Annotated in this window: 23 protein-coding genes; 20 read left to right on the plus strand and 3 right to left on the minus strand. The window is 40.6% G+C overall.

Annotated features, from left to right (window positions below; genetic code table 11):
- Positions 1-544: transposase (locus B5771_RS05490; protein WP_140417698.1), on the minus strand; the 544-nt coding region annotated here is incomplete at its 3' end.
- 283 nt (positions 545-827) lie between these two features.
- On the opposite strand from B5771_RS05490, the gene B5771_RS05500 reads away from it, so the two are divergent.
- From B5771_RS05500 to B5771_RS05525, 6 genes are all read left to right on the plus strand, one after another.
- On the plus strand, positions 828-1,556 hold the full coding sequence (locus tag B5771_RS05500; protein WP_172408168.1) for a hypothetical protein: 729 nt from the start codon (positions 828-830) through the stop codon (positions 1,554-1,556).
- Between the two features lie 598 nt (positions 1,557-2,154).
- Positions 2,155-2,784 (plus strand): spermidine/putrescine ABC transporter substrate-binding protein, encoded by a 630-nt coding sequence (locus tag B5771_RS05505; RefSeq protein ID WP_242966751.1) that lies wholly within the window; start codon positions 2,155-2,157, stop codon positions 2,782-2,784.
- A 270-nt stretch (positions 2,785-3,054) separates the two neighbouring features.
- Positions 3,055-5,193, plus strand: a complete 2,139-nt coding sequence (locus B5771_RS05510) for an ATP-dependent RecD-like DNA helicase (protein ID WP_088186647.1) — start codon at positions 3,055-3,057, stop codon at positions 5,191-5,193.
- A 420-nt stretch (positions 5,194-5,613) separates the two neighbouring features.
- On the plus strand, positions 5,614-6,153 hold the full coding sequence (locus B5771_RS05515; RefSeq protein ID WP_088186648.1) for a hypothetical protein: 540 nt from the start codon (positions 5,614-5,616) through the stop codon (positions 6,151-6,153).
- A 68-nt stretch (positions 6,154-6,221) separates the two neighbouring features.
- On the plus strand, positions 6,222-6,617 hold the full coding sequence (locus tag B5771_RS05520; protein WP_088186649.1) for a DUF3795 domain-containing protein: 396 nt from the start codon (positions 6,222-6,224) through the stop codon (positions 6,615-6,617).
- Between the two features lie 230 nt (positions 6,618-6,847).
- Positions 6,848-7,333 carry a DUF4830 domain-containing protein gene (locus B5771_RS05525; protein WP_088186650.1) on the plus strand — a complete coding sequence of 162 codons (486 nt, stop codon included), beginning with the start codon at positions 6,848-6,850 and terminating at the stop codon, positions 7,331-7,333.
- 105 nt (positions 7,334-7,438) lie between these two features.
- Here B5771_RS05525 and B5771_RS05530 read toward each other — a convergent pair whose 3' ends face one another.
- Positions 7,439-7,744, minus strand: coding sequence for a zinc-ribbon domain containing protein (locus B5771_RS05530; protein WP_088186651.1), 306 nt, complete (start codon positions 7,742-7,744; stop codon positions 7,439-7,441).
- A gap of 568 nt (positions 7,745-8,312) precedes the next feature.
- On the opposite strand from B5771_RS05530, the gene B5771_RS05535 reads away from it, so the two are divergent.
- From B5771_RS05535 to B5771_RS05555, 5 genes are all read left to right on the plus strand, one after another.
- Entirely contained in the window at positions 8,313-9,089 is a 777-nt protein-coding gene (locus B5771_RS05535) for a ribonuclease H (RefSeq protein ID WP_088186652.1), read from the plus strand.
- A 263-nt stretch (positions 9,090-9,352) separates the two neighbouring features.
- Positions 9,353-9,697: a GIY-YIG nuclease family protein gene (locus tag B5771_RS05540; RefSeq protein ID WP_088186730.1), complete on the plus strand. Its 345-nt coding sequence runs from the start codon at positions 9,353-9,355 to the stop codon at positions 9,695-9,697.
- Positions 9,694-10,158: a DUF6530 family protein gene (locus tag B5771_RS05545; protein WP_088186653.1), complete on the plus strand. Its 465-nt coding sequence runs from the start codon at positions 9,694-9,696 to the stop codon at positions 10,156-10,158. Before B5771_RS05540 ends, B5771_RS05545 begins: the two co-directional genes overlap by 4 nt.
- Before the next feature lies 1 nt (position 10,159).
- Entirely contained in the window at positions 10,160-12,196 is a 2,037-nt protein-coding gene (locus B5771_RS05550) for an AAA family ATPase (RefSeq protein ID WP_088186654.1), read from the plus strand.
- Positions 12,197-12,233: 37 nt separating this feature from the next.
- Positions 12,234-12,830: a helix-turn-helix domain-containing protein gene (locus tag B5771_RS05555; protein ID WP_088186655.1), complete on the plus strand. Its 597-nt coding sequence runs from the start codon at positions 12,234-12,236 to the stop codon at positions 12,828-12,830.
- Positions 12,831-12,930: 100 nt separating this feature from the next.
- Here B5771_RS05555 and B5771_RS05560 read toward each other — a convergent pair whose 3' ends face one another.
- The gene (locus tag B5771_RS05560; protein ID WP_242966752.1) at positions 12,931-13,647 is read right to left on the minus strand and encodes a YoaK family protein; all 717 of its coding nucleotides are present in this window, start codon (positions 13,645-13,647) and stop codon (positions 12,931-12,933) included.
- A 535-nt stretch (positions 13,648-14,182) separates the two neighbouring features.
- Here B5771_RS05560 and B5771_RS05565 point away from each other — a divergent pair.
- The 9 genes from B5771_RS05565 (at position 14,183) to B5771_RS05605 (ending at position 25,865) form a co-directional block, all read left to right on the plus strand.
- Positions 14,183-14,647: a PaaI family thioesterase gene (locus tag B5771_RS05565; protein WP_088186656.1), complete on the plus strand. Its 465-nt coding sequence runs from the start codon at positions 14,183-14,185 to the stop codon at positions 14,645-14,647.
- 375 nt (positions 14,648-15,022) lie between these two features.
- A complete protein-coding gene (locus B5771_RS05570; protein ID WP_088186657.1) occupies positions 15,023-15,880 on the plus strand; it encodes a DegV family protein in 858 nt (285 codons plus the stop codon).
- 180 nt (positions 15,881-16,060) lie between these two features.
- Positions 16,061-16,744 carry a class I SAM-dependent methyltransferase gene (locus B5771_RS05575; protein ID WP_088186658.1) on the plus strand — a complete coding sequence of 228 codons (684 nt, stop codon included), beginning with the start codon at positions 16,061-16,063 and terminating at the stop codon, positions 16,742-16,744.
- A 233-nt stretch (positions 16,745-16,977) separates the two neighbouring features.
- Entirely contained in the window at positions 16,978-17,640 is a 663-nt protein-coding gene (locus B5771_RS05580; RefSeq protein WP_088186659.1) for a PAS domain-containing protein, read from the plus strand.
- A 148-nt stretch (positions 17,641-17,788) separates the two neighbouring features.
- A complete protein-coding gene (locus B5771_RS05585) occupies positions 17,789-18,175 on the plus strand; it encodes a RidA family protein (RefSeq protein WP_088186660.1) in 387 nt (128 codons plus the stop codon).
- Between the two features lie 12 nt (positions 18,176-18,187).
- Positions 18,188-19,396: a threonine ammonia-lyase gene (gene ilvA / locus B5771_RS05590; protein WP_088186661.1), complete on the plus strand. Its 1,209-nt coding sequence runs from the start codon at positions 18,188-18,190 to the stop codon at positions 19,394-19,396.
- A gap of 15 nt (positions 19,397-19,411) precedes the next feature.
- Positions 19,412-20,806 carry an amino acid permease gene (locus B5771_RS05595; protein ID WP_088186662.1) on the plus strand — a complete coding sequence of 465 codons (1,395 nt, stop codon included), beginning with the start codon at positions 19,412-19,414 and terminating at the stop codon, positions 20,804-20,806.
- A gap of 105 nt (positions 20,807-20,911) precedes the next feature.
- Positions 20,912-24,418, plus strand: a complete 3,507-nt coding sequence (nifJ, locus tag B5771_RS05600) for a pyruvate:ferredoxin (flavodoxin) oxidoreductase (RefSeq protein ID WP_088186732.1) — start codon at positions 20,912-20,914, stop codon at positions 24,416-24,418.
- 319 nt (positions 24,419-24,737) lie between these two features.
- Positions 24,738-25,865 (plus strand): peptidoglycan bridge formation glycyltransferase FemA/FemB family protein, encoded by a 1,128-nt coding sequence (locus B5771_RS05605; RefSeq protein ID WP_088186663.1) that lies wholly within the window; start codon positions 24,738-24,740, stop codon positions 25,863-25,865.
- Positions 25,866-26,000 lie beyond the last annotated feature (135 nt).

Here is a 26,000-nt window from a genome sequence, read left to right on the forward strand (position 1 = left end):
GCAGCTTATCGATAATATTCATAGAGCTTTTGCCGAACGTATCGGAAACGACATTTCCAAGCTGAATGTTCGAAACAGTCAGGCTGTTTTGGAGCCGATTTTTCTCGCTCGACGAAAAGTTTGTCAGTTTGAAGCGGTAGCGCATCAGGTCACGGAGCTGCCGAATCGGCAAGGGAGGCATAAAGCTCCCTGCGACAAGATCATGCTTGAATAAGTCGGCAATCCATCGGGCGTCCTTTTTGTCCGTCTTCTTGCCGCGAATGGCCTTGACGTATTTCGGGTGAGCCAGGGTGATGTTGCAGGAATGCTCCAAGATGTTGAACACAGGAATCCAGTATTTCCCGGTCGATTCCATACAAACATCCTTGCATTCGTGCTCACAAAGCCACTGTGACAGCTCATTCAGTCCTTTGGTAAAGGTTGAAAAGCGATGGCGTTTGTAAGTCGTGACGCCTTTGTTGTTGGTGGAAGCAATACAAGTAACCACGAAGGTTTTGTGCACGTCGATTCCGCAACAGACTGGGTAAACAATTTTTAAAGCCATAAGCGTCTCCCTTCAAGGTAATACAGGGATAGGCAGCATTGACTGATTGCCCAGCAATAAACGAGTTGTTTATACAAAGATAAGTCTGCGTGCTCGAAGCGACACTTATTTGTGCTTGGAAAGGCAATCTACGCATATAATCATGCGGTAACTCCAGCAAAGAGTTGCCCACTCACCTCCACGTGATTTGTAGTGTACTGGTATCCCTGTAACTAGAATACAAAAAAATCGCTCAAGATGAACGGATTTCGTTCCGTTTTGTGCCTTGAGCGAAGCGAAAGGAATGGCAAGACGCAGACGAAGAAATAGAACTCCTTTAATTTTATTTATTTTCTTAGTGGTTGATCTTTGTTTGATCATATTTATACACACAGGAAAGAATACGAACAGTAAGGCAATGTCCATAACGCCCCACCTGTCCTCAACAGCCAAAATTCCTGACGCAGTTAAAATTGCTCTCCAAGGAGCAACTTCAGCAAAGCATCCTGATTTATTGAGAAAATTCCCCTATCCATTTGATGCCATGATAGCAATTTCTTCAGATATCGATATGACTACGTTAGGCGAGTTTGAGGAGTATCATAGATTTCTAAATACTAAAGAACAAACCCCCAATGGGCAAGGTTTAGGATTAGATGTTGGAGATTCCTCCTGGCTATACATAGCCGATGACACCTCGCAAAAAGTGGATAAAGAAGGGCATTGTATTGACTATTCCATGTCCTATTTTCAGGGCATTGATCCAAATAAACTTAAAGACGCGAAGAAAATAGTTCATTACTTCAAAGTTGGCTGGATTGATTCCTTGCATACTTTTGGGGATTTTTCAAGAAATGATTATATAATTAAATTCACCCGTAGTTTAGCGGTCGCCTCATGGAATGCAATGAATCAAAGCGGATTTAAACCTGAAGTATGGATTAACCATGGATCTGAAACAAATGCTCTGAATTTTGGACTGTATAATTCTCGTAACCTTTTTATTATAGGTGAGATTAGAAGGAATATATAGGGAAATATTGAATACTTTAAGATAATTATTTAGTGGTTTTCAACCTCCCACTATTATCAACTTAAGGTATTTCACTTATTGACTGACTACAAGAAGTGGCGAACTGAAGAGAGAATTGTTGTTGATCAGTATAATGGGTACGAGGCTCTTAGGGCGAATCTCATAGATAGAGCGAAAATGAAATTGTGGGGATTTGATTTATAAATGAATACATTATCAAATGGGTTGATTATCTTTGGAATGGGATATCTTGTATATTCACTAATATTTAAAAACGATATTACGATATACGTTGCTTCTTAAGCGAAATATTATATACATGACAAGAAGTATATAAAAGTACAGCTAGCCGTTGCATTAGTCAACTCGATGGTAATTATTGCAGGTGGTCTAATTATTAGAATGCAACAAATATGTTCTCCGAACATATTAATTATCCCATTAATATTCCATTTTGTTAATTTAGGATTATTTCTAATTAGCAAGAAAAAGGGTTTAATCAAAGATGTTTAAATAAAATGGTACATATCACCCGCGGGGAGTGTTTGTTGGAATTTAGGACGCATTCGAGTCTTGCGTTTGGGTTACCAATTGAAACATGAGGTTAATATATGAAAAACCAATCGATGGTACAAAATTCTTCAGTAGTAATAAGAAAAACTGTCCAGAATGCTTGAAAAATATCAAAGGCAATAAGATCCATAGTTTCCATAGTGGCGCTGTCATATCAACAGTAGGTAAAGGTCCCAAACTGGTGATTGGCTTTGAAATGTACAGGCCCGGAGAAGATTCTGCTTCAAAGGATGAGGGTGAGCTGAACGTTGCGAAAAGGTTGCTTTCAAGCACCATGAAGAGCCAAAAAAGATTAATGGATGTTGTCGTTTATGATGCCCTTGCCTGTAATTCAGTTTGGATTAACCACTGCAAAAACCTCGGCATTGATACAATTGTCCGAGCAAAAAACAATAATAATAAGAGTTTGCGGTCAGCAAGAAAGAAGACAAATAAGTCGAAGGCAGTTGGTGTTTGGGAAGATGAAAAGGGATTCGAGAAAGTAGAAGTTTACGAGTCAACATTTACCATGGACAATGTTGAGCAACCCTTGCGCTTTGTAAAATTTGCAATGAAACATAAGGACAAGAAGCGATCACAACTTATGATAGTGACGCCCTCTATGGATATGGCCCATAAAACTTGTTCAAAATCATTAGAGCGCGTTGGGATATAGAGATCTCAATCTTTAACAACCTTAAGAGTGAATATGGCTTAGAGCATTGTTTTGTGCACGGCGGGAATGCCGTAGAAGCAGTTTGGTGTGCTCTGCAACTCAATTTATTTCCTTTTCCGTAGTTTGTTTATTCAAAGAATAAAAAGCATATATTGAATTTGTAATATCGCTTTAATTGGGTGCAGAGCTAATGAACTTTATTTCAGCAAAATGATCTAAGGATATAGAAGATAGATATTGCGTAATTGTTACGGATAGGTAGGGCACAAAATGGAATACATAAACGGAGTTGTCGAGAGAATTACCTTTGAAAATGAAGAAAATGGCTTTAGTGTCATTAAAATAAAATCCAAGGGATTTAATGACCTTGTTACTGTTGTGGGAAACCTATCCGCTGTGAATGTCGGCTCCATCATCCGACTTAAAGGCGAATGGAAGATGGATAGTAAGTACGGGAAACAGTTTCTGGCTCAGGATTATCGTGAAACCCTTCCGGCAACGGTAACAGGCATTCAAAAATACTTGGGAAGTGGGCTTATAAAAGGGATTGGACCAGTATTCGCCAAGAGAATTGTTCAGCAATTTCAAGAAGATACTCTGAGGGTGTTGGAGGAAGAAGCCGATTATTTAATTAAAGTTCCTGGCATCGGACAAAAGCGAATTGAGATCATCAAAAAAGCATGGCAAGATCAAAAGGAAATTAAAAATGTCATGCTTTTCTTGCAAAATAATGGGGTATCGACGGCCTTTGCCGTAAAAATCTTCAAAACTTACGGAAATGATAGCATAGAAATAGTGAAGACTAATCCCTATAAACTCGCAGATGACATCTGGGGCATCGGCTTCAAAACAGCGGACAAAATTGCTTTGAAGATGGGATTCTATTTAAACTCCTTTGAACGCTGTCGCGCTGGGATTGTCTATGTACTTAATGAACTTTCCAATGATGGACATTGCTATGCTACAAAGGAACAGCTCCTTACTGAGGCGGAAACAATCCTAGAACTTGAGCAATCTCTCGTTGATTCAACCCTCGATAAAATGATTGTTGAAAAAACCGTCATTCTTGATGAAGAAGATGCCATCTTTTTACCACCCTTTTACTATAGTGAAGTGGGATTATCGAAAAGAATTAAGGCTATTCTGTCTATTGATGGCCACTACAATGTGGCAACTGTGGATAGTATTATTGAAACTATACAAGAAGAGTACAAAATTAGCTACGACGAGGTTCAAAAGGATGCGGTAAAAACAGCAGCCACTTCAAAGTTTATGGTACTTACGGGTGGCCCTGGAACAGGTAAAACCACAACTACTCTTGCTATTATCAAGGTGTTTCAATTGCTTGGGGCGCGAGTCTTACTTGCCGCTCCAACTGGCAGAGCTGCCAAAAGAATGTCGGAGACTACGGGGCTGGAGGCAAAAACAATCCATCGTTTGCTTGAGTATAAGCCACCCGAGGGTTACAAAAAGAATGAGGAATTTCCCCTGGAATGTGATGTGCTGATTATCGATGAGACCTCCATGGTAGACACTATCCTGATGTACAATCTTTTGAAAGCCGTATCCAACGAAACAGTTGTCATACTTGTTGGCGATGTAGATCAACTTCCATCGGTAGGAGCCGGAAATGTGCTTAACGATATTATTGAATCGGGTATCGTTAATGTTGTTAAGCTAACAAGAATATTTAGGCAAGCTCAGGGAAGTGCCATAATTACTAATGCTCACAAAATCAATCGTGGAGATTTCCCGGAGTTAAAGGGCAACAGTGACTTCTTTTTCATTGAAGAGGATGAACCATCAAAAGTGGTCCAAACGATAAGGGAGCTTTGCATAAAAAGGCTTCCTTCTTTCTATAAAGTTGATCCAATTAACGACATTCAGGTGTTATGCCCGATGCAGCGGGGAGAAACAGGAGCAGCAAATCTCAATGGTGTTTTACAAGACGCCTTAAATTCCTCAAACACTTCTATTAAATATGGCGGCACCGTTTACAAACTAGGCGACAAGATCATGCAGATTAAGAATAACTATGATAAAAACGTTTTTAATGGGGATATTGGAGGCATTACTAAAATTGATACTGAGGAGCGAACCCTCGTTTTAAACTTCGATGGTCATGAGGTGGAATATGATACTACTGAGCTTGATGAAGTCGTTTTAGCATATGCCACAACTATTCACAAAAGCCAAGGCAGTGAGTATAAGATTGTTGTTGCCCCTTTAACCATGCAACATTACGTGATGTTACAGCGAAACCTTCTTTACACCTGTGTAACCAGAGCTAAGAAGATTTTTGTTCTGGTAGGCGCAAAGAAGGCAATTAGTATGGCTGTTCGCAATAATAAGACCTCGAAGAGGAATACCCGATTGGCGGAGAGATTGAGTTCAAAGGATAATACTTAAGAAATGAAAGAAAGTGTGAAAAATACAATGACTAAACCGATTTGTTACCCTGATCAATCATCTCGATGCGCTTACAGTGGAACGAACAATGCCGATTCCTCCCCAAGTCTTATACAGAGCTTGGACAGAGCAATATCCTAATATCTAAGATTAATTTATTTTTAGTCGTTGCAGGCGGACATGTGGGCGTTAACAAGCTAACCCGCCACAAGGATGGACGTCCTTACCTATCCAAAGGCGCTCACTGAACCGGGAAGGGGATGCGTCACATCAAGTATTGCGTGTGGTGTTGAGAGTATTGTTACAATTTAGAATTGCTGGAGTTAACGCTCCAGCTTTTTTGATTTTTCAATTTAATCGGGTAATTTGCAGGAATGCAAGGAAATTTGTGGAATTAGGAATTGAGTGGAGGTGATAAATGTGAGCAAACAGGAAATTGCTAGTCTAGCTTGTAAGATTCTTGGCATCTACATGATCATTCAAGGACTAAACGTGATGGTAAACATAATTCCAGTATATTATTTTACACCCCAGCAAGGCTTCAGCAATAATCTATTAGTAATAATTATCCCTTTCGCAGTTCTGATTGTTTTTGGAGTTTTATTATGGCCATTATCCAATAAGCTTGCTGACCTGATGGTAAAAGGAGAGACAAATTTTCATGAAGAATCAGGGGTTAAAGCAAGCGACATTCAAAGAGTATCATTTTCCGTTCTTGGGTTATTATTATTTGGTAATTCGATCCCAAAGTTGATATCTGAATTGGTTAGTTTCTATTCGATGAGAGGAATGGCAAATTCCACGGTAAGGCTTTTAGGACAACTTGGAGTGCTAGGGACGATTGTCCAATTCATTATTGGATTAGGAATTTTTCTTGGATCGGAAGGTCTAGTCAATTTCTTAAATACCATAAGGAATGCCGGCCTGAATGATAAGAAGGATTCTAACGATCATGAATAATCAAGGTGTTCACCGAACTGAAAAGCTGGTGGGATGTGTCATATCAGTATGGTGGAAAGGAGTCTCATATGAATAAGCTGTCTTATTGTGGAAATGATTGTTCTGTATGTCCGAGGTACACAGCTACCGAAAAAGGTGATATTCCTCAACTTAAGGGGGTAGCAGACTTATGGTTTCGGGTCGGATGGCGTGATAAAGTTGTATCTCCTGAGGAAATTAAATGTTATGGGTGTTTAACTTCAAATTTTTGCAGGTATGGAATACAACAGTGCGCGAGTTCAAAAGAAGTTGATGACTGTGGAATGTGTCCAAGCTATCCTTGTGAAATAAGCTCAAAAACGTTTATACAAACCCAAAAATACGCAGATAGCATTAAAGATAAATGTTCTAATGAGGAATATCTTACGTTGCAGTTGGCATTTTTTCAAAAGAAAATGAACCTGGACGGACTCCATTCGAAATAAAAATGATTCATTTATTCAACAAACGCCTATTCCTCGCCTCCGCTAACCCTAACACTCAATGCAGCGGGCTATCCAAAGGCGCTCACCGAACGGGGAAGGATGGAGGATGAGCATTTTTGTTTTATTTTGGGCAAAATTACTTTATTTGGTAGTAATAGAAGGTTAATCCGGAAGTAAATGGAATTGACGGGATACCTAAATGAAAGGGATTTTAATTTGGAGGGATATTAATGAGAAAGTATCTTTTTTTAGTTCTTGTATTATTGCTATCCTTAAGCTTAATAGGTTGTAATACTAAAACAGATGCCCCAGCCCAAGTTGAAAAAACAAATTCCGCAAAAGATTATCAAAGTGTTGTTCAGGATTTCTTCAACCAGAAAAATCTTAAGATCGCTGTAAATAGTGGGGCCGCTGAAGATATTCAACTACCTAAGGATTTTAATGTCGTAAAAGATAACGTTAACGTAGGGAAACTACTAAAGCAAAGAAATGAGTTATCTAAACAGAACAACTTGGATTTTGAGAAATATATGGGTCAAAAAGTAAAAATGTATACTGCTCAAATTGAAACTGAGGACTCCAAATTAAATTATGACGTAGTTCTGTTTATTGCGGATAATAAAGTAATTGGTTATTGGAAGGATGAGGGAGTGAAAGACCCTAAGCAAAATACTCCAGATTTTAATGTTCTGGTAAACCTCTTAATCGTAAGATAATAATATATTTGGATAAATCGTACAATAGGCCTGCCTGTATGTTGAAGGGTTACCAGCAAAAAAAAACTTCCCGAGCTTTAAGCCAGGGAAGACTTTTTGAACGATTTACCAATTGTTGCGCCGCTGTGATTGAAAGCAGTCACGGCAATAGACTGGTTTGTCACCGGATGGTTGAAAAGGAACCATGGTCTCTTTTCCACATTCAGCGCAAACTGCTGGGAACATTTCTCGTTGCTGGCGACCGTATCCGCCATTATTACCACGAGTTTGTTGCTTTCGGGCTGCACGACAGGATGGGCAACGACCAGGTTCATTAGTGAATCCTTTTTCAGCATAGAATTCTTGTTCATTGGCCGAAAAAACGAATTCTTGACCACAATCTCTGCAAACAAGGGTTTTGTCGTCAAACATAAAAAAAACCTCCTAAATTTTCTGCCCGTAGGTGTGGGATGTAATCTTCCCATAGCTTTAGGCAATTAAGAAGGTTTTTGATATCCACATTTTCTAACGAGCACTTCATAGTATAGCATAATAGAGACTAACCCACAATCAATTATTCGGAAATATTTAAAACATCTCCTTACCCAATTCACTCACGCACCTCGCTATCCCCAACCCCAAATATCTATAAGCCCAAGTCACCGGTCATTTACCGAACTCCTTCAATCCCGCAGGATGGGATGTCCTTACCTAGTGGATGCGGGAAGGAATGAAAACAAAGATACATCTTCATCTAGTTTTAAAAGCGAGATATGGATACCAATAGTCGAAAGGTTATGAGAAATACGCAACCATGCGAAGTAAAACTTACTTCGCATGGTATGACAGCAAACATGGGACTCATCTAATTCCCATGCTAGCCAGTAGACAAGGAGCAAGTTTTGCTTGGTACTGGTGAATTTGGGTGGTGGGGACGGATAAAAAAATTGCTTAAAGCGTAATTAAGAGCGTCTAAAAAAGACAATTAAGGAGTATCCCCATGCTCATAAAACAGCTGCAACTGGAAATAGTTGAAGAAAAGGGTCCACTGTATGGTTTGTTGATTTCGGACGGACGAAATCAAGCGGATTTGCTTTTTGATATTATGACAAAGGAATTAAAGATTTTAGGGGATAATGCTTTGACGCGATTCCTTTTAGCCAATGAATTTCAGTTAAGAAAATTACTGCACAATAAGTGTTCAGATAGCTTTTATATAGGATTTCAGTTGGATTTTTCAGTGATTGACGGAAAAGATATAGCGGCGTTCAACAATCGAGACAACATCGTGGTCAAGGACCATGGGAGTATCGCCGTTATCCCCAACGCTGAAAAAAGAGATTTGACAGAAGTCTATACAGATGGAAGTTATGACGAAAAGCATCAACATAGCGCCTATTGCATTTTGAAAAAAGACTTGGACGGGCATTATGAAGCGCATGAATTTACTAGCGGGGACAAGAGTTCTTCCTTGATAGAACTTCAAGCTGTTATTAAGGCTTTAGAGCTATATAGTGGTGATCTTAGAATTATGACCGATTCTCAATATGTTCGCAAAGGAATTACCGAGTGGATATTGCATTGGAAATTAAATGATTGGTGTACTGCAAACGGTACCAAAGCAAAGAATATCAATCAGTGGTTGAAACTAGAACAGCTTTGCGAAGGCAGGCGTGTTGAGTTTGGTTATGTAAAAGCCCATAACAATCATTTTGAAAACGAATATTGTAATTTGATGGCTCGGAAAAAGTGTGAATCTATGAAGTCGGAAATTTGAATTGTAAAGGCAAGTGGCGTAACTTCCGATTTTTTGTAAACCTCCAGAGTGATGCATGTATCACATGGAGGTTTTTATTTGGCATTGTAGAAGCAAAAACATAGCTAATTTGGAGTATATTCTATTAACTCAAGGTATGGAATAAAAAGGAATGACGAGTAAAGATTGGTGGGCTAAACACGTATTTAATAGGGTGTAGACTCTACGGGGCGTGGATTGTTTTCATTATGGGCAGCATATACAATAAAGCCGAGGTGAACAAAATGGATATGAGAAGAAAAAAGCAACTTCTTGAGGAATATAAAAACAGACGACCCGAAATGGGCGTAATTTCTTACCGTTGCATAGCAACTAATGAGTCTTTCTTGGGTATTTCCAAAGATACGAAGGCCGATTTTAATAGTACCAGCGCCAAACTTGATGGAAACTATCATCCTAACAAAAGGCTCCTAGAACTTTGGAATCATTACGGCATGAAAGGCTTTGAGCTTTCCGTAATGAAAGTCCTTAAATATGAAAACCCTGCCGACGATCACACCGCCGAACTGGAAGCGTTGCGTGAGCAGTGTCTGGCACAGGACAAACAAGCAAGGAGAATTTGGAAATGAACAAGGATATTGTAATGATTGCCGATCAGTATGACCGCATCGATGGGAGAAACGCCTATAAGTCAGATATCAAACGGCTGACACTGGGCGCACCAACTTTGGAAATCAACAAGAATATGCAAATTGCAGTGCAAATCTGGAAACAAGAAGCGAACGGCGAATTAGAACTCAGTGCTGAGCTTCCCATACATCAGTTGATTGATCTGATGATTTTTCTAAGCCGCACCCTAATGTATTTTCGTGAAGCCTATAGGCTGCCGTTGTTATACGACCCGGAGAAGCCGATAGTGGAACGGATTGGTGTGCAGGGCGGCGTAATGCCAATCGCAGTCTATACCGAGAATCCGAATATAGACGAGGATATTCAAAAGTTTTCGCAGGCTCTAAGCAATCTAGGAGAGCTGACCGGCGAACGGCTGCGCGTGCTGTCTCGTATATTTGAGGAAATGGAGTATTATTAAAATGGAAAATCAATGGCTTCTGTCCCCTACCAGACAGTTGACGGAAGTAGAAAGATCTCTTGTCTGGCAAAAGCCTGTCACCCACATTGAAAGTGACGCTGAACGCCGCATATGTTCAGAAGTAAAGCGTAATTGGACGCGCGGTGAAATGAAAATTACAAATATCCTTTTAGAGGGAGACGCCGGTTCCGGCAAGACACAGCTTGCCAAAGCTCTCTCCGCTGACTTTGGACTTCCCTATGCTAAGGTGACCTGTTTTGCGGATATGGACAAATCCGACGTCTTAGGTTCTATCCTGCCGATGCTGCCAGAGGATGAAAACAATACTAAAGGCATAACTTACAAATATTATCCCTCAGAAATTGTGCGAGCTTTTGAAAACGGCTGGTTGCTGGAAATTCAGGAGCCTACAGTAATTCGTGACGCAGCGGTACTGATGGCACTGAACTCGGCGTTGGAGGCGGACGGCAGCATCAATCTGCCTACTCGGATTGTGCATCGTCATCCTGATTTTATCGCTGTTATTACTACAAATCGGGGCTACAATGGCTGCCGCCCGTTGAACGAGGCCCTGCGTGACCGAGTGCAGCACAGTGAAAAGATGGATTTACCCCCCATTGAAGTTATGTCGACAAGAGCAGCGGCTAAAACCGGCTGTACTGATGAAGAGCTGCTATTGACCTTTGCCCGTGTTATTGTTTTATTGGATCAAACTGCCAAGGCAAATGCCATCAAGGGTGTTGCAGGTATGCGCTCCTATTTTTTCTGGGTGGACGCTGTACTTCAGGGCTCGGAGGCGGTGGATGCACTATATCACAAGGTAATTTATAAAATCACTACCGACCCCGATGAAATCGTTATTCTGGAACAAGCCTTATCAAAGCATGGAGTGTTATCAGAACTGGAAGAGATGTCGGAACGGCAAATCAATACCAACGGCCAGGTTATGGAAATCCATACAGAAGGAACTATGGAGACAGAGTTCTTTAACACTATTCCGGATGACATCCCGGCGGTAGTCCTGCGAAAGTCAGCTGACAATGAAGGTCACTCAAATGATGATGCGGAAACCGCAGCCGATACGCAAAGCTCAGACCACGGCGAGGACGGAGACCCTATATATCACGAGTTGCAACAAAAAAACAATGTGGAATTGGAGCAGCAAAGGCGAAATTTTCGCAAACATCTGAATCGTCAAGCACGAGAAATGGTTAAGGGTTCTCCCCATGAGAACGTCAATTTGATTGTTCACAGACCGGAAGCAACGATCGCCCATCACCGTGAATATCATCAGATTGCCTCGATGCTTATGCCAATAATCCGGGAGTTGGTACGAAAAACCCTTCCGCTTTTGGAACACGAAGTATCCGCGGAGTTTGCAAAATCTCGTCTTTACGGGACGAAATTCCATGCAGAAAAGCTGGCATCTCCTGATTTTCACTACTATTCCCAGAAATGTCCGCCGGATGAAGAACCTTCTCTTGCGGTGGCACTACGAATTGACGAGTCGGCCTCTATGAGCGCTTTTGGGCGATTGGATGCTGCCAAGCAGGCTGCGGTTGCTGTTTATGAATTTTGTGAAAGCTGCAAAATACCAATGCTGATTTACGGGGATACTGCAGACCGCTCATCTCTGGAGCAGATGTCGCTTTACTCCTATATCGACTACGAAAATCCAGCCTTGAACGACAAGTATTGCCTGATGGCGATACAAGGGCACAGCAACAACCGAGATGGCATGGCGCTGCGAATCCTGGCAGAAAAACTAATGAAAGCATCGCAAAATGCGAAGCTGCTCATCAGCGTTAGCGACGGTCAGCCAAAAGCTATGCCCAACTATACCGGTGAGACAGCCATAAGTGATATGAGAGAAGTAATACAGGAATATAAGCGCAAGGGGATTGTGTTTCTAGCCGCTGCCATAGGGCAGGATAAAGAGACTATTTGTGATATTTACGGACAGGAACACTTTTTAGATATCACTGATTTACGGCAGCTTCCGGCACGGCTGGTTCAAGTTATTGCTAAATATCTATAGCATGGGATAAACTCTTAAGATACCGGAGGTGATTAATGTGGACTGCGCCAAGGTTGGGCGTTTTATTTTTCATCTACGAAAAGAAAAGGGTCTGACACAGCAACAGGTTGCAGATTTACTGAATATCAGCAATAAGACCATATCCAAATGGGAGTGCGGTTTGGGTTGTCCCGATGTAACGCTCTGGTCTGAGCTCTCGGCAGTGTTGGGTGCTGATATTCAAAAAATGCTGGAGGGAAAACTTGATCCAAATCTGCCCGACGTAGGAAAGATTGATAAAATCCGATTCTATGTATGCCCCGGCTGCGGAAACATTCTAACGAGTACAGGGAACGCCTCTATTTCTTGCTGCGGGCGAAAACTGCGACCGTTGAATCCGGTGCCTCACACAGCAGAACATGAAATTACAGTGCAAGAAATGGACTTAGACTATTATATATCCATTTGTCATGATATGATGAAGGACCACTATATCACTTTTGTGGCGTATGTGCTTTACGATAGAGTATTTCTCGTCCGCTTGTATCCTGAGCAGAGTGCAGAAGTCCGTATTCCAATGATTAAGAAGGGTGGAGATTTATATTTGTATTGTACAAAGCATGGTCTGCAAAAATACTCTGATCTTTGCAACTAACAACCGTGTTTTTTCACTACGGTATACTAAAGAACGCAGTTAATAAAAGATAATTCTATGCGAAATTTCGGTTTGATTTATTCCGGTTTGTAATGCTATTCTATTCCATTTTTGCGAATTGATCTGAGTCGAAAACAAATGAAAGCACCAATGCCGTAGAAAGTAATACAGCAGCAGTCCAAATAGCCTTTTCATGAAAAATTCCCGATTCTAAAGCTCCTATGGCAGCTCCTGCTAAAAAGGAAATCAGAATACAACTATATTTTAATGCCCTTTTTAGAGACTGCTTATCCTTTCTTACAATTCCTTTGTAGTAATTATCAACACAAGAACGCATATTTCCACTGCAAAATATACTCGCGTAATTTTCATCTATTCCAAATTTACGAAATGCACAGTATTGAAAGGATGCTGCAAAAGCAATAAGAGAATCAGCTATTATGTTCGGATAAGAGCATGGAATAAATCCAGTAATAAATAAGATAAATATTGAAGTTGCCAGTATTCTACGCTGCCATAATAGCGGATTTTCTTTAGAAAGCGAATAAAACATATGCCATGCCGCAAAGAACCCTGCCCAGAACGACAAAATAGGCACAAAGGGATGAATCATTCCTAAATAATTTTTCTTTGACAACTGGAAAGCAACGAGTACGAAATTTCCTGTCTGTCCTGTAGCAAACACTTGTCCACGAACAGTATAAGAATATACATCCATTAAACCACCTGCCGAAGCAAGCAACATTCCAAATCCTAACTTTTCGGTTATTTGTATATTACTTTTTTTACAGCCCAACTTATGCACCTTAATTCTCAAATTAGTATTTGAACCCCCCTTCTTATTATATACTTGCTACTTCATAAATTAAAAGGGTGGCAAATTACCAATGCCGACCGGAGAAAAGCTTTAACACAGGACTCCACAACCTCAAGTGGAAATATCCTCTTGATAAAGGTAGACGGAGGGGGTTAGTGGGGAATTTACAATCGTGAACTAAAGGAGTGACGGTGTATGAAATTTATTATTGAGGACAAAGCAAAAAATACAATTGAGAACATGAGAACAATGAAGGGAATTTGATTATTAAAAGAGAAATTAGCTATAGTTGAAATGGCTGGATTAGCAGACTCTGGTCAGACATCAGTGAAAAAGCCGAAACAAGAGGGCCTTGAAATTCACGATATAGTACGGAGAACAGTTAGCGGAATGAGCTATGATAGTTTTGCTGGCATCTGGAAATATAACATAAAACCTAAAAAACATGGACTTGAAGATGGGGGCCAATAGTTCTTGGATCATTCAAGTATGGGGAAGGCTGTAACGTCTTCAAGTAGATTAAGCGAGGGGAAAAATGAGTATTTCAAAAACGCAAATGGACTTAGATGTTAAAAACCTGGGATTGGAGCCGGACATTTTTGCTAAAATCTTAGAGTTATATCGGGATAACCATTATGCGCATTTGACAGGTATTAAAATCGTAGCCATTGGACAAGGGAAATTTACTGCCGAAATGGTCGTGGAAAAAAGTAATTTAAACGTGGTCGGAACTCTTCATGGCGGAGCAACTGCCACTCTGATCGATGTGTGTATGGGAATGGCTTGTTTTACAAAGGGAGTTACAGTTGTAACTGGTAACATCAATATTTCCTACCTATCTCCTGGAAGAGCTAGCAATAAGATCCTTGCTGTTGGACAGGTTATTAGGTCAGGTAAAACTGTCTATTTTACCGAAGCAAGTTTGGAAGACGAAAAAGGTCAGATCATCGCCAAAGGTACGGGGACCTTTTTCTATAAAGGTAATTTGTTAAGCGAGTAAATTCTTAGCTATAATCAATCTGAATGGTCATTTTAATATTAATAGCCATCTTCTAAGAAGATGGCTTAATATATTTTGTTCTAGTCACTGTCTTACTTGTCTGATATTGTGATTTTGCAATATCATTCTTTATGATAGAATAAGGCACTTACACTTTTGGGAGCTGTTTTTGCCTTTTTCCTGACTGTTGGGTTATATTTTCTGGTGTTATTCTTTTTTTAGCTGCCTTGTTAGGATTCTTTATATCCTTAAGCATTTTTACAAAATTATGTGCAGAGGGTAGCTTATTTTGTGGCAATAATACTATCATAAAAAATCAGCTTAAAATGTATGTCGGAATACAAAATAGGCAAGTGATGAAAGTGAGATAAGAGGATGTCTGTGATTGTTTTAACAGATAGCACAAGCTATTTGAGTGAAAAGATCAGAAAAGAGTTAAATATTAAAATGGTATCTTTAAATCTTTCTTACGGAAATGACAGCATGAGAGAAATTGACATGGATAATGATCGGTTTTATAAAATGATGGCCTCGAATGGAATTCCAACATCCTCACAACCTTCAATGGGGGATATGTATAGAGAAATGCTTGATGTGGTAGAGAAGGGTGATAGTCTATGCTGTATTTTCTTATCATCTGATATGAGCGGTACTTTTTCAACAGGGCAAATAGTAAGAAAGATGGTTTTGGAAAAACATGAGAATGCTATGATAGAGATTGTTGATTCTAGGTCCAACTGTATGCAGCTTGGCTTCGCTGTTGTCATAGCAGCGAGAGCAGCACAAGCGGGTAAGTCCTTGGAGCAGGTTAAAGAAGCGGCATTAGACAATATTAAAAGAAGTCGGTTCTTATTTATTCCTGAGAACTTAGACTACTTAAAAAAGGGTGGAAGAATTGGCGGCGCAAGTGCTTTGCTGGGAAATCTATTTAAAATTATCCCGATATTGACTGTGGAAAACGGCAAGACAACAGTTATGATGAAGGTAAGAACTAAGAAAAATGCAGTTTTGGCTATGATTGATACAATGCTGCAGGATATAAACAGCTTTGATTTAGGTGAGGTTGTTGTTCATCATATCAATTGTCTGGACGAAGCAAAAGAGCTTGCAAACGTGATTAAAGAACATCTTAAAGTAGTCGTAGATATAATGGATATTGGTCCAGTCATTGGATTACATGTTGGACCAGGAGCAATCGGAATTGCTTATTATACGCTAAAGGCTATGAGATAACTTTAGAGACATCAAAGATTATTTTGAATACCCCGATTAAAATAACCTTTACCTCTTGTTTATTTTAATGATATAATGTTACCTGAAAGGAAACTATTGCTATATTTTTGAAGTGTCATGACAATTAAGTTTTCTCAATAATACCAAGTTTAAATGATAAAAAAGTGAAGAAGGTGCTCTATGAGTTTTGAACGCAGTGATGTAAAAATTAAATTTGATGAAAATGCCAGTCAGTATGATGGTCAAAGAAAAAAGCTTATTCCCTGTTTTGATGATTTCTATTCTATAGCAATTTCACTTGCAGAAACTAAAACTAAAAACCCCAAAATATTAGACATTGGTGCTGGAACTGGCTTATTATCTTCTTTCATATTGGAGAAATATCCGGATGCCTTTGTGACTTTGATTGACCTATCTGAAAAAATGTTAGATATGGCAAAAGAAAGGTTTGTCGCTAATCAGAATGTCACGTACATAATTGATGACTATACCAAGATTAAATTCGATAGAAAGTATGATGTCGTGATTTCTTCACTTTCAATACACCATTTATCTGGTGATGAGAAAAAACAGTTATATCAAAATATCTATTCTAGTTTAAATCAGGACGGAGTTTTCATTAATGCAGACCAAGTTCTGGGGGAAACCCACTTCATGGAATCGTTGTACAAAAACGATTGGAAAAATAAAGTCGAAAGCAGCGGCTTGTCTAAGGAAGAAATTCAATCAGCATATGAAAGAGCAAATTTAGATAAAATGTCAACATTATCAGACCAACTGAAATGGATAGAGGATAGTGGTTTCTTAGATGTAGATTGCGTTTACAAATATTATAATTTTGTAGTTCTTTTTGGAAGGAAATAAATATCAGAACGAGCCTCGCGAGATGATTGATAACTTCACATCCATATTCCAAACAGCTGTAAGCTAGAGGCCAGCTTGTTTATAGGTAGATTGAGCATTGTTTATGACGATGCTCTTTTCGTTTTTGCACCATCCTGCGAGAAAAAGTAATAAAAAATTATTATCATAGGAGGAAATTCTTATTATATCTCGAATATATAAAATATACAGAATTACAGAAAGAAGATGAATTTATGGACTACAAAGAGGTGTTAAATTTATACATTCCCCTCGTGGATTTTATTGCAGACATCATCGGTCCCCATTGCGAAGTGGTTTTGCACGATATTATAGATGTAGAAAACTCTGTGATTGCAATTCGTAATGGATATATAAGTGGGCGGTATATAGGATGCCCTTTAACAGATCTGGGATTTAAGTTATTACAACAAAAGACCTTTTTGAATCAAAATGCCCTTGTGAATTATCGAAGCCGTACTGCCAGCGGCGAAAATTTAATATCTTCGACCTATAAAATTAAAGATGCAAAGGGTGAATTGATAGGAATGCTCTGTGTGAATATCTTAAATTCTCCCGATGATCTCATTAATAAAATTCCAATTGAATTTCCATTAACTGCAATGTTGGGTAATGTAGTTCGTATGGATGACACTGAAGAGGTAAAAGAGTCATTAAGCACGTCTTTGGATAGCGTGGTTGATGATGCGATAAAGAACATAATAACCAAGTACAAGATTTCTGCAGAAAGAATGTCCAGCGAAGAAAAAAGTGCAATTGTTCAAGAACTTCGTGAAGACGGAATTTTCAAGATAAAAGGTGCAATTGCGAAGGTGGCTGCGACTTTAAGGACCTCGGAAAGCACAATTTATAGATATTTAGCTATGAAAACAAATTAAATTACTTATCTCTAAATGGTTCTTGCTACTTTTCGGGGTTCCCTTGATTGCAGCAGTGTAGTGATGAAAAACACTGTATTGTAAGCAGTGGTTACTCTGATTGAAATATAGATTATGGGGTACAAATAAAAGACAAGGAGAAATTATTATGAACGAAGCGATCAAAACAGAAAAAGCTCCTAAAGCTGTCGGTGCCTATTCCCAAGCTATAAAGGCTGGAGGTTACCTCTACACGTCGGGTCAGATCCCCATTGATCCTAAAACGGGTGTTTTTGTCGAGGGTGGAGTTGAAGCTCAGACGAAACAGGTCATGGAAAACTTAAAACAGGTTATTCAAGAAGCAGGGTTAGACTTTGATAATGTTATAAAAACCACTATTTTTATTCTCGATATGGGAGATTTCGCTGCTGTTAATAAAGTTTATGAACAATACTTTACGAAGACTTTACCAGCTCGCTCTTGTGTCGGTGTCGCCAGCTTGCCAAAAGGGGCTTTGGTAGAAATTGAACTTGTTGCATCCTACCAAAACAAATAAGGACGTGATGAAATGTCGGCCTCATTGAAAGAAATACAAAGGGCTCGAGAAACACTAAATGGCGTGATTTGTAGAACGGGATTGGCATATTCCAATATCATCAGCGAGATGAGCGGCAATAGTGTTTATCTAAAAATGGAAAACCTCCAACGTACAGGTTCGTTTAAAGTCAGGGGGGCCTACAACAAAATAGCGAATTTAAGTGAATCTGAAAAGAAAAATGGAGTCATCGCTTCTTCTGCCGGGAATCATGCCCAGGGGGTAGCTCTTGCAGCAACCACGTTCGGTATCAAGTCGACCATTGTCATGCCGAAGCATGCGCCGTTGTCCAAGGTGATTGCTACGCGTGGGTATGGAGCAAACGTAGTCTTATCTGGCGATATTTACGATGATGCCTATGCAGAGGCCAAACGAATTCAGGCGGAAGAAAACGCCACCTTTGTTCACCCCTTTAATGATCCTTTGGTCATGGCGGGGCAGGGAACAATTGCCTTAGAAATGTTAGAGGATTTGCCAGATGTCGAAGTGGTGGTCGTGCCAATCGGTGGAGGCGGCCTAATCTCCGGGATGGCGGTGGCTATAAAAGAATTAAACCCGAAAATAAAAATTATTGGAGTGCAGACTAAAAATTGCCCTGGCATGGCGGAATCAATCGCCCAGAAGCAGGTAGTAACTGTTGATGGAATCCCGACCATCGCTGATGGCATCGCTGTCAAAACACCCGGGGATTTGAGCTTTGATATCTGTCAGCGCTATGTCGATGATATCGTTACGGTCGATGAGGAAGAAATAGCGAGTACAATTTTATTGTTACTCGAAAAGGTCAAGACTGTCGCTGAAGGTGCTGGTGCTGCAAGTGTTGCCGCTGTCCTGAATAGGCTTTCTGACTACAAAAACCGTAAGATAGCAGCGGTAATCAGTGGCGGAAATATTGATGTCAATACTATGACACGCATCATTAACAAGGGACTCGTTAAGTCTGGACGAAAGGTGTTTTTTGACACTGTTATTTCAGACAAGCCGGGCGTGCTCTGGCAATTGTTGCAGTTAGTTGCTAATGCAGGCGCGAATGTACTTGCTGTTACACATAGCAGGGAAAATAGAGATGTGGCTTTGGGTTGTGCGAGAGTGGAGTTGGAACTGGAAACTGCAGATGAGGAACAAATTCAGACTATAAAGCAATTAATGGAACAACGTCAGTATAAGGTAAATATTCGATAAGAAGGACGTGTAATAATGCAAGAAAAACAATTAACCAGAGGACTTAAGGCTCGGCATATTGAATTGATTGCACTCGGCGGCACGATTGGCGTTGGTTTGTTTATGGGGTCGGCGAGTACCATAAAATGGGCTGGACCCTCTGTGTTACTGGCCTATGCCTTGGCTGGGATCATTATGTTTTTTGTCATGCGTATCATGGGAGAAATGCTGTTTCTCGAACCAGTGACAGGTTCCTTTGCTACCTTCGCGAATAAGTATATAAGCCCATTGGCTGGATTTATGACCGCTTGGAGTTATTGGTTCTTATGGGTTACGGTGGGGATGTCGGAAGTAACTGCAATCGGGATTTATGTAAACTATTGGTTTCCGAGCATTCCTCACTGGCTGCCGGCTTTGGTCGGGGTAGGAATCGTTGCGGCAGCAAATTTAGCTGCTGTGAAATATTATGGAGAATTCGAATTTTGGTTTGCTATGATCAAAGTCATCGCCATTGTCTTTATGTTGGTTATTGGTACAGGCGTGATTTTTTTCGGGTTAGGTAACGGTGGTCATCCCATTGGTCTTTCAAATCTCTGGAGCCATGGCGGGTTTTTCGCCGGTGGGCTCAACGGTTTCTTATTTTCCCTCTGTATCGTAACGGCAGCCTTCCAAGGCGTAGAATTAGTAGGGATTACAGCAGGTGAAGCGGAAAATCCTAAACGAACGCTGCAAAAAGCCATTAAGAATATCATCTGGCGTATTTTGATCTTTTATGTGGGTGCTATTTTTGTCATTGTTACCATTTATCCTTGGAATCAAATAAGTATACTAGGCAGTCCCTTTGTGTTGACTTTTGCTAAAGTAGGGATTGTTGCCGCTGCCGGCATCATTAATTTTGTTGTCCTCACAGCAGCTATGTCAGGGTGTAATAGTGGGATTTATAGTGCGGCAAGAATGCTCTATACCTTAGCCAGTAATGGCCAAGCACCTAAATTCTTTGGTAAAGTATCTAAAAGTGGTGTGCCCAGAAATAGTATTGCAACGACGATTGCCTGTTTATTGTTGGGAGTTTTGTTAAATGTCATAGCTCCAAATTCAAAATTGTTTATCTATATTTATAGTGCCAGTATTCTTCCAGGAATGGTTCCGTGGTTTGCCTTAGCGTTCAGTCAATTTAAGTTCAGGGAGAAATGGAAAAATGAAATCAATGATCATCCCTTTAAGTCTCCCTTATTTCCAATCAGCAATTATATCACCATTATATTTTTGGCACTCGTCTTGGTTGGAATGTGGTTCAATCCTGATACTCATTTATCATTAATAGTGGGAGCAGTATTCCTCCTGATTGTCATTGTGGGTTATTATGCCTTTGGTATGGGAAAAAGACAGACAAACCAGGAATTAGAGACCACACAAGAGGTTGCTAAATAGAATCCCCATGGCCGTGATTTAACATCTTCCAGAGAGGTTATGAATCAATCCATAACCTCTATTTTATTTCAAAATCAGAAAGAATCGAAAGAAGGACAAATTTTCATGACAAGAACGATGCAAACGATGGACGGGAATACAGCTGCGGCTCACATATCTTATGCTTTTACCGATGTAGCGGCCATATACCCCATTACCCCATCAACAAATATGGCCGAGCATGCGGATGAATGGTCCACCCAGGGTCGTAAAAACATTTTTGGCCAAACGTTAAAACTTGTTGAAATGCAGTCAGAAGCAGGTGCAGCGGGAGCCGTTCATGGTTCCTTGCATGCCGGCGCGTTAACGACGACGTATACTTCATCCCAAGGTCTGTTGTTAATGATCCCCAACATGTATAAAATCGCAGGTGAACTTTTACCCGCGGTGTTTCATGTCAGTTCTCGAGCGCTTGGGGCAAATGCAATCTCTATCTTTGGTGATCATCAAGATGTAATGGCTACTCGCCAAACTGGCTTTGCTTTGCTTGCTGAAAGCAGTGTGCAGCAAGTCATGGATTTGGCAGCAGTAGCTCATTTGTCTGCCATTAAAGGACGAGTCCCATTTCTAAACTTTTTCGATGGATTTCGGACGTCGCATGAAATGCAAAAAATAGAAGTCCTTGACTATGATGAATTGGCTCAACTGATCGATCAGGATGCTGTCGATGAATTTAGAAGAAGAGCACTAAATCCTGATCATCCGGTTATCAAAGGGACAGTCCAAAACTCAGATATCTATTTTCAGCAACGAGAAGTTTCCAATCGATATTACCAAGCTCTTCCTGAGATAGTGGAAAACTATATGGCTGAGATCAATAAACTTACAGGTCGGGATTATCATCTTTTTAATTTCTATGGTGCACCTGATGCTGAACGAATGATTATAGCTATGGGTTCGGTATGTGAAGCTATAGAGGAAACTGTTGATTATTTGAACGCCCATGGCGAGAAAGTAGGTCTATTGACGGTTCATTTGTACAGACCTTTTTCCCTAGAACATTTCTTAAAGTACATTCCTAAAACTGTGAAAAAGATTGCGGTTTTGGACAGAACGAAAGAGCCGGGGGCTTTGGCAGAACCGCTGTATTTGGATGTTAAAGCAGCATTTTATGGTAGAGAATGGCAGCCGACAATCGTTGGCGGTCGCTGTGGCGTTGGTGGCAAAGATGTTGTTCCTGGCCACATTCAAGGGATTTTTGAAAATCTGAACCAACAGCAGCCCAAGGACAATTTCACCGTGGGTATTGTGGATGACGTTACTAATACCTCCTTGCCGTTTGGTGAAGATATCGATACCACTGCGCCTGGAACGACGGCTTGTAAATTCTGGGGACTCGGTTCGGATGGAACAGTTGGCGCTAATAAAAGTGCTATTGCCATTATTGGCGATCATACCGATATGTATGCCCAAGCGTATTTTGCTTATGATTCTAAGAAATCCGGTGGTGTTACAATTTCTCATTTGCGCTTTGGTAAAAGCCCCATAAAATCTCCTTACTTGATCAATAAAGCGAATTTCATCGCTTGCCATAACCAGTCATATGTCGATAAATATAACGTATTAGAAGGCCTAAAGCAGGGCGGAAATTTCCTTTTGAATTGTAATTGGACGGAGCAAGAACTGGATGAGAATCTACCGGCAGCTATGAAGTGTTACATTTTCAAGAAGAATATTAATTTTTATACCTTAGATGCGATTGGTATCGCTCAAAAAGTTGGTCTGGGTGGAAGAATTAATATGATCATGCAGGCTGCCTTTTTCAAGATTGCCAATATTATTCCCGTGGAAGATGCAGTGAAATACTTGAAAGATGCTGTCGTAAAATCCTATGGCGCTAAAGGTGAAAAAGTTGTCAAGATGAACCATGATGCCATCGATAAAGGGGTGCAAGGCATCGTGAAAATTAGTATTCCCGCTTCCTGGGAAAAGGCTCAAGATAAAAGCAGGACTGAGGATAACGTGCCAACATTTATTAAAAATATTTTGATTCCCATGAACAGGCAAGAAGGTGATCAATTGCCGGTTAGTGCTTTTGTTGGTATGGAAGACGGCACCTTCCCAATGGGTACTGCAGCTTTTGAAAAACGCGGTATTGCCGTTAATGTTCCTTGCTGGATACCGGAACATTGTATTCAGTGTAATCAATGTTCTTATGTATGTCCCCATGCTGCTATCAGACCTGTGCTGATCAATGAAGAAGAAATGAAAAACGCTCCTGCAGGTTTCGTAAGTGTTGCCGCCAGTGGTGCGAAGGGTTTGAACTTTCGCATGGCCCTTTCAGTCTACGATTGTACAGGCTGTGGAAACTGTGCCCAGATTTGTCCAGCCAAACAAAAAGCCTTAGAAATGAAGCCCCTCGAAACCCAACTTGAGCAAGCTGAGTTATGGAATTATGCTCTGACTGTATCGCCAAAAGTCAATCCCTCAAATACGCTTACTGTAAAAAGTAGTCAATTTGAGCAACCACTTCTTGAATTTTCTGGTGCTTGCGCAGGGTGTGGCGAAACTCCGTATGCTAAACTCGTGACTCAATTGTTTGGCGACAGGATGATGATTGCCAATGCTACAGGTTGTTCTTCCGTTTGGGGCGCTAGTGCACCATCTATGCCTTATACCAAAAATCATAGCGGGCATGGACCAGCCTGGGGTAATTCGTTATTTGAAGATAACGCCGAATATGGGCTAGGCATGTTACTTGGCCTAAATCAAGTCCGGGCGAAATTAGCCCAGGACATCCGAGAAGCGGTTAAATTAAATATTGGAACAGAATTCAACACTGCCTGTGAAGAGTGGTTGGAAAATATTGATCAAGGTGAAGACACCCGTGTCAGAGCAGATAAACTCATCGCCCTACTGGAAAAAAATAAAGGCAATAATCCGCTGCTTAATGAAATCTTCAAGAATAAAGATTTTATGGTCAAGAGATCCCAATGGATCTTTGGTGGGGACGGCTGGGCTTATGACATTGGTTTTGGCGGCTTAGATCATGTCTTGGCATCGGGTCAAGATGTGAATGTTCTGGTTTTTGATACCGAAGTCTATTCCAATACGGGGGGGCAGTCCTCCAAATCTACGCCCACAGCCGCGATGGCTAAGTTAGCTGCGAGCGGTAAACGTACTAAGAAGAAGGATCTTGGTATGATGGCCATGAGTTATGGACATGTCTATGTCGCACAAATTTCTATGGGTGCTGATAAGAATCAAACTCTTAAAGCCATCGCTGAAGCAGAAGCTTATCCGGGACCATCCTTGATTATTGCTTACGCACCTTGTATCAATCATGGGCTTAAGGTGGGTATGGGATGTAGTCAGTTGGAAGCTAAACGGGCCGTGGAAAGTGGTTATTGGTCGCTGTATCGCTACAATCCTCAATTGAAGGATGCGGGCAAAAAGGCATTTGCGCTCGATTCCAAAGAACCAACGCTGAACTTACAGGAATTCCTGATGGGAGAAGTGCGTTATTCTTCTCTGAAAAAGAAATTCCCTGAGGTAGCCGAGGCTATATTTGAAAAAACCGAACAGGATTCCGCTGAAAGACTGGAAAGCTACAGGAGATTAGCAGGTCAATAAGACGAAGCAGCACGTTGTGACTGTTATTGATTTAGAAAACAGTTAAGGAAGTCATAGCCAGAGAGTTTACTCTCTGGCTTTTGAATTATTTTATTTCAGTAAGATGAAATTGATGAAGTCTAAACATCATAATTGTGGTAAAATAGTTAATACGGTTATTTTGGCCCCTTTTTATAGCCGAATTTAAAACTAAAAAAATATAAAGCCTTTTTACGACGGGTAAATCGCAAAATACTGTATTTTAGTCTGCTGGAACAGGTATAGAGAAAGACGTATAACCCTTGGCTTTGTGTTTTTATAATGGAGTGTAATTTTCTTGATGTTAAAAGTTGATAAAATAAGTGAAGAAACCTATTATTCGTTTATTTCTCAAGCCGATTTAGGTAATTTTATGCAGTATCCTTCCTGGTCCAAAGTTAAAGCTGAGTGGACCAGCGATTTATTGGGGTGGTTCACCTCGGATAACAAATTGGCAGGGTGTGGTTTGGTTTTATATCGGAAAATGCCTTACCTTAACCGCTACCTGGCTTATTGTCCCCGCGGCCCGATTATTGACTGGCAGAGCTCTAACCTCAAGGAATGGTTTGAACCTTTTTTTGCTTATTTGAAAAGCAAGCATGTTTTCAGTGTTAAAATCGATCCACCTGTGGTACAGGCAAAATGGTATACTCCTACAATTAAAAAGTTCTTAGAGCAAGCTCGCGAACAGGGCAGCTCGGGAAAAGTTTTGCGTGATTTGCCACCTGATGAGGACTACAGAACGGCTAAACAGGTGCAGCAGCAATTAAGGCAAATTGGTTGGCAGAAGCAGCAAGGTGATACGGGTTTCGCCGTGTCCCAACCCGAATATGTTTACCGCCTGCCCTTAAAGGGGCGCAGCTTGGATGAGGTCTTCGCCTGTTTTCATACTAACTGGAGGCGCAACGTTAAAAAGGCTGATCGTTTAGGCGTCAAGGTCCGAGTCGGGACAGAGCAGGATTTACCGGCTTTTTATGAGTTGCTGAAGGTAACTTCAGAACGGGATCAATTCAAGGTGCGCAGTTTCTCCTACTTTTCTAATATGTACCAGTCATTAAAGGCCGAAGCAGCGGACCGTATTACCCTTTATATGGCGGAAGATGAAGAGGAATTATTGGCTGCTACCTTAGCCGTCCATTCCAATTTCCACTCATGGTATCTTTACGGGTCCAGCAGTAACGTAAAACGGGAGAAGGCCCCTAATCATGCTATCCAGTGGCGTATGATTCAGGATGCTTATCAGCTTAAAGCTCACACTTATGATTTCAGAGGCATCAGCCCTACTCTGGATGAATCTGACCACCTGTTTGGGTTGTTGCGATTTAAATTGGGCTTTGGAGGCGAGGCCTGTGAAATGATTGGTGCTTGGGACTATCCCCTGCAGCCTTTATTACACCGGGCTTTCCTGCTGTATTTAAAACGGCGGTAGGGTGCTGAAACAAATGGGGGTTGCCCTCACATTGCTCCTTGTTCTGTGGCTGAATAATATCAGCATAGAATAAGGAGCTGTTTTATTATGGTACGAAAATTAAAAAGGGAAAAGTCAGGAATGCGCATAATTGTA

This window comes from Desulfosporosinus sp. FKA (assembly GCF_002196785.1).
Taxonomy (GTDB): domain Bacteria; phylum Bacillota; class Desulfitobacteriia; order Desulfitobacteriales; family Desulfitobacteriaceae; genus Desulfosporosinus; species Desulfosporosinus acididurans.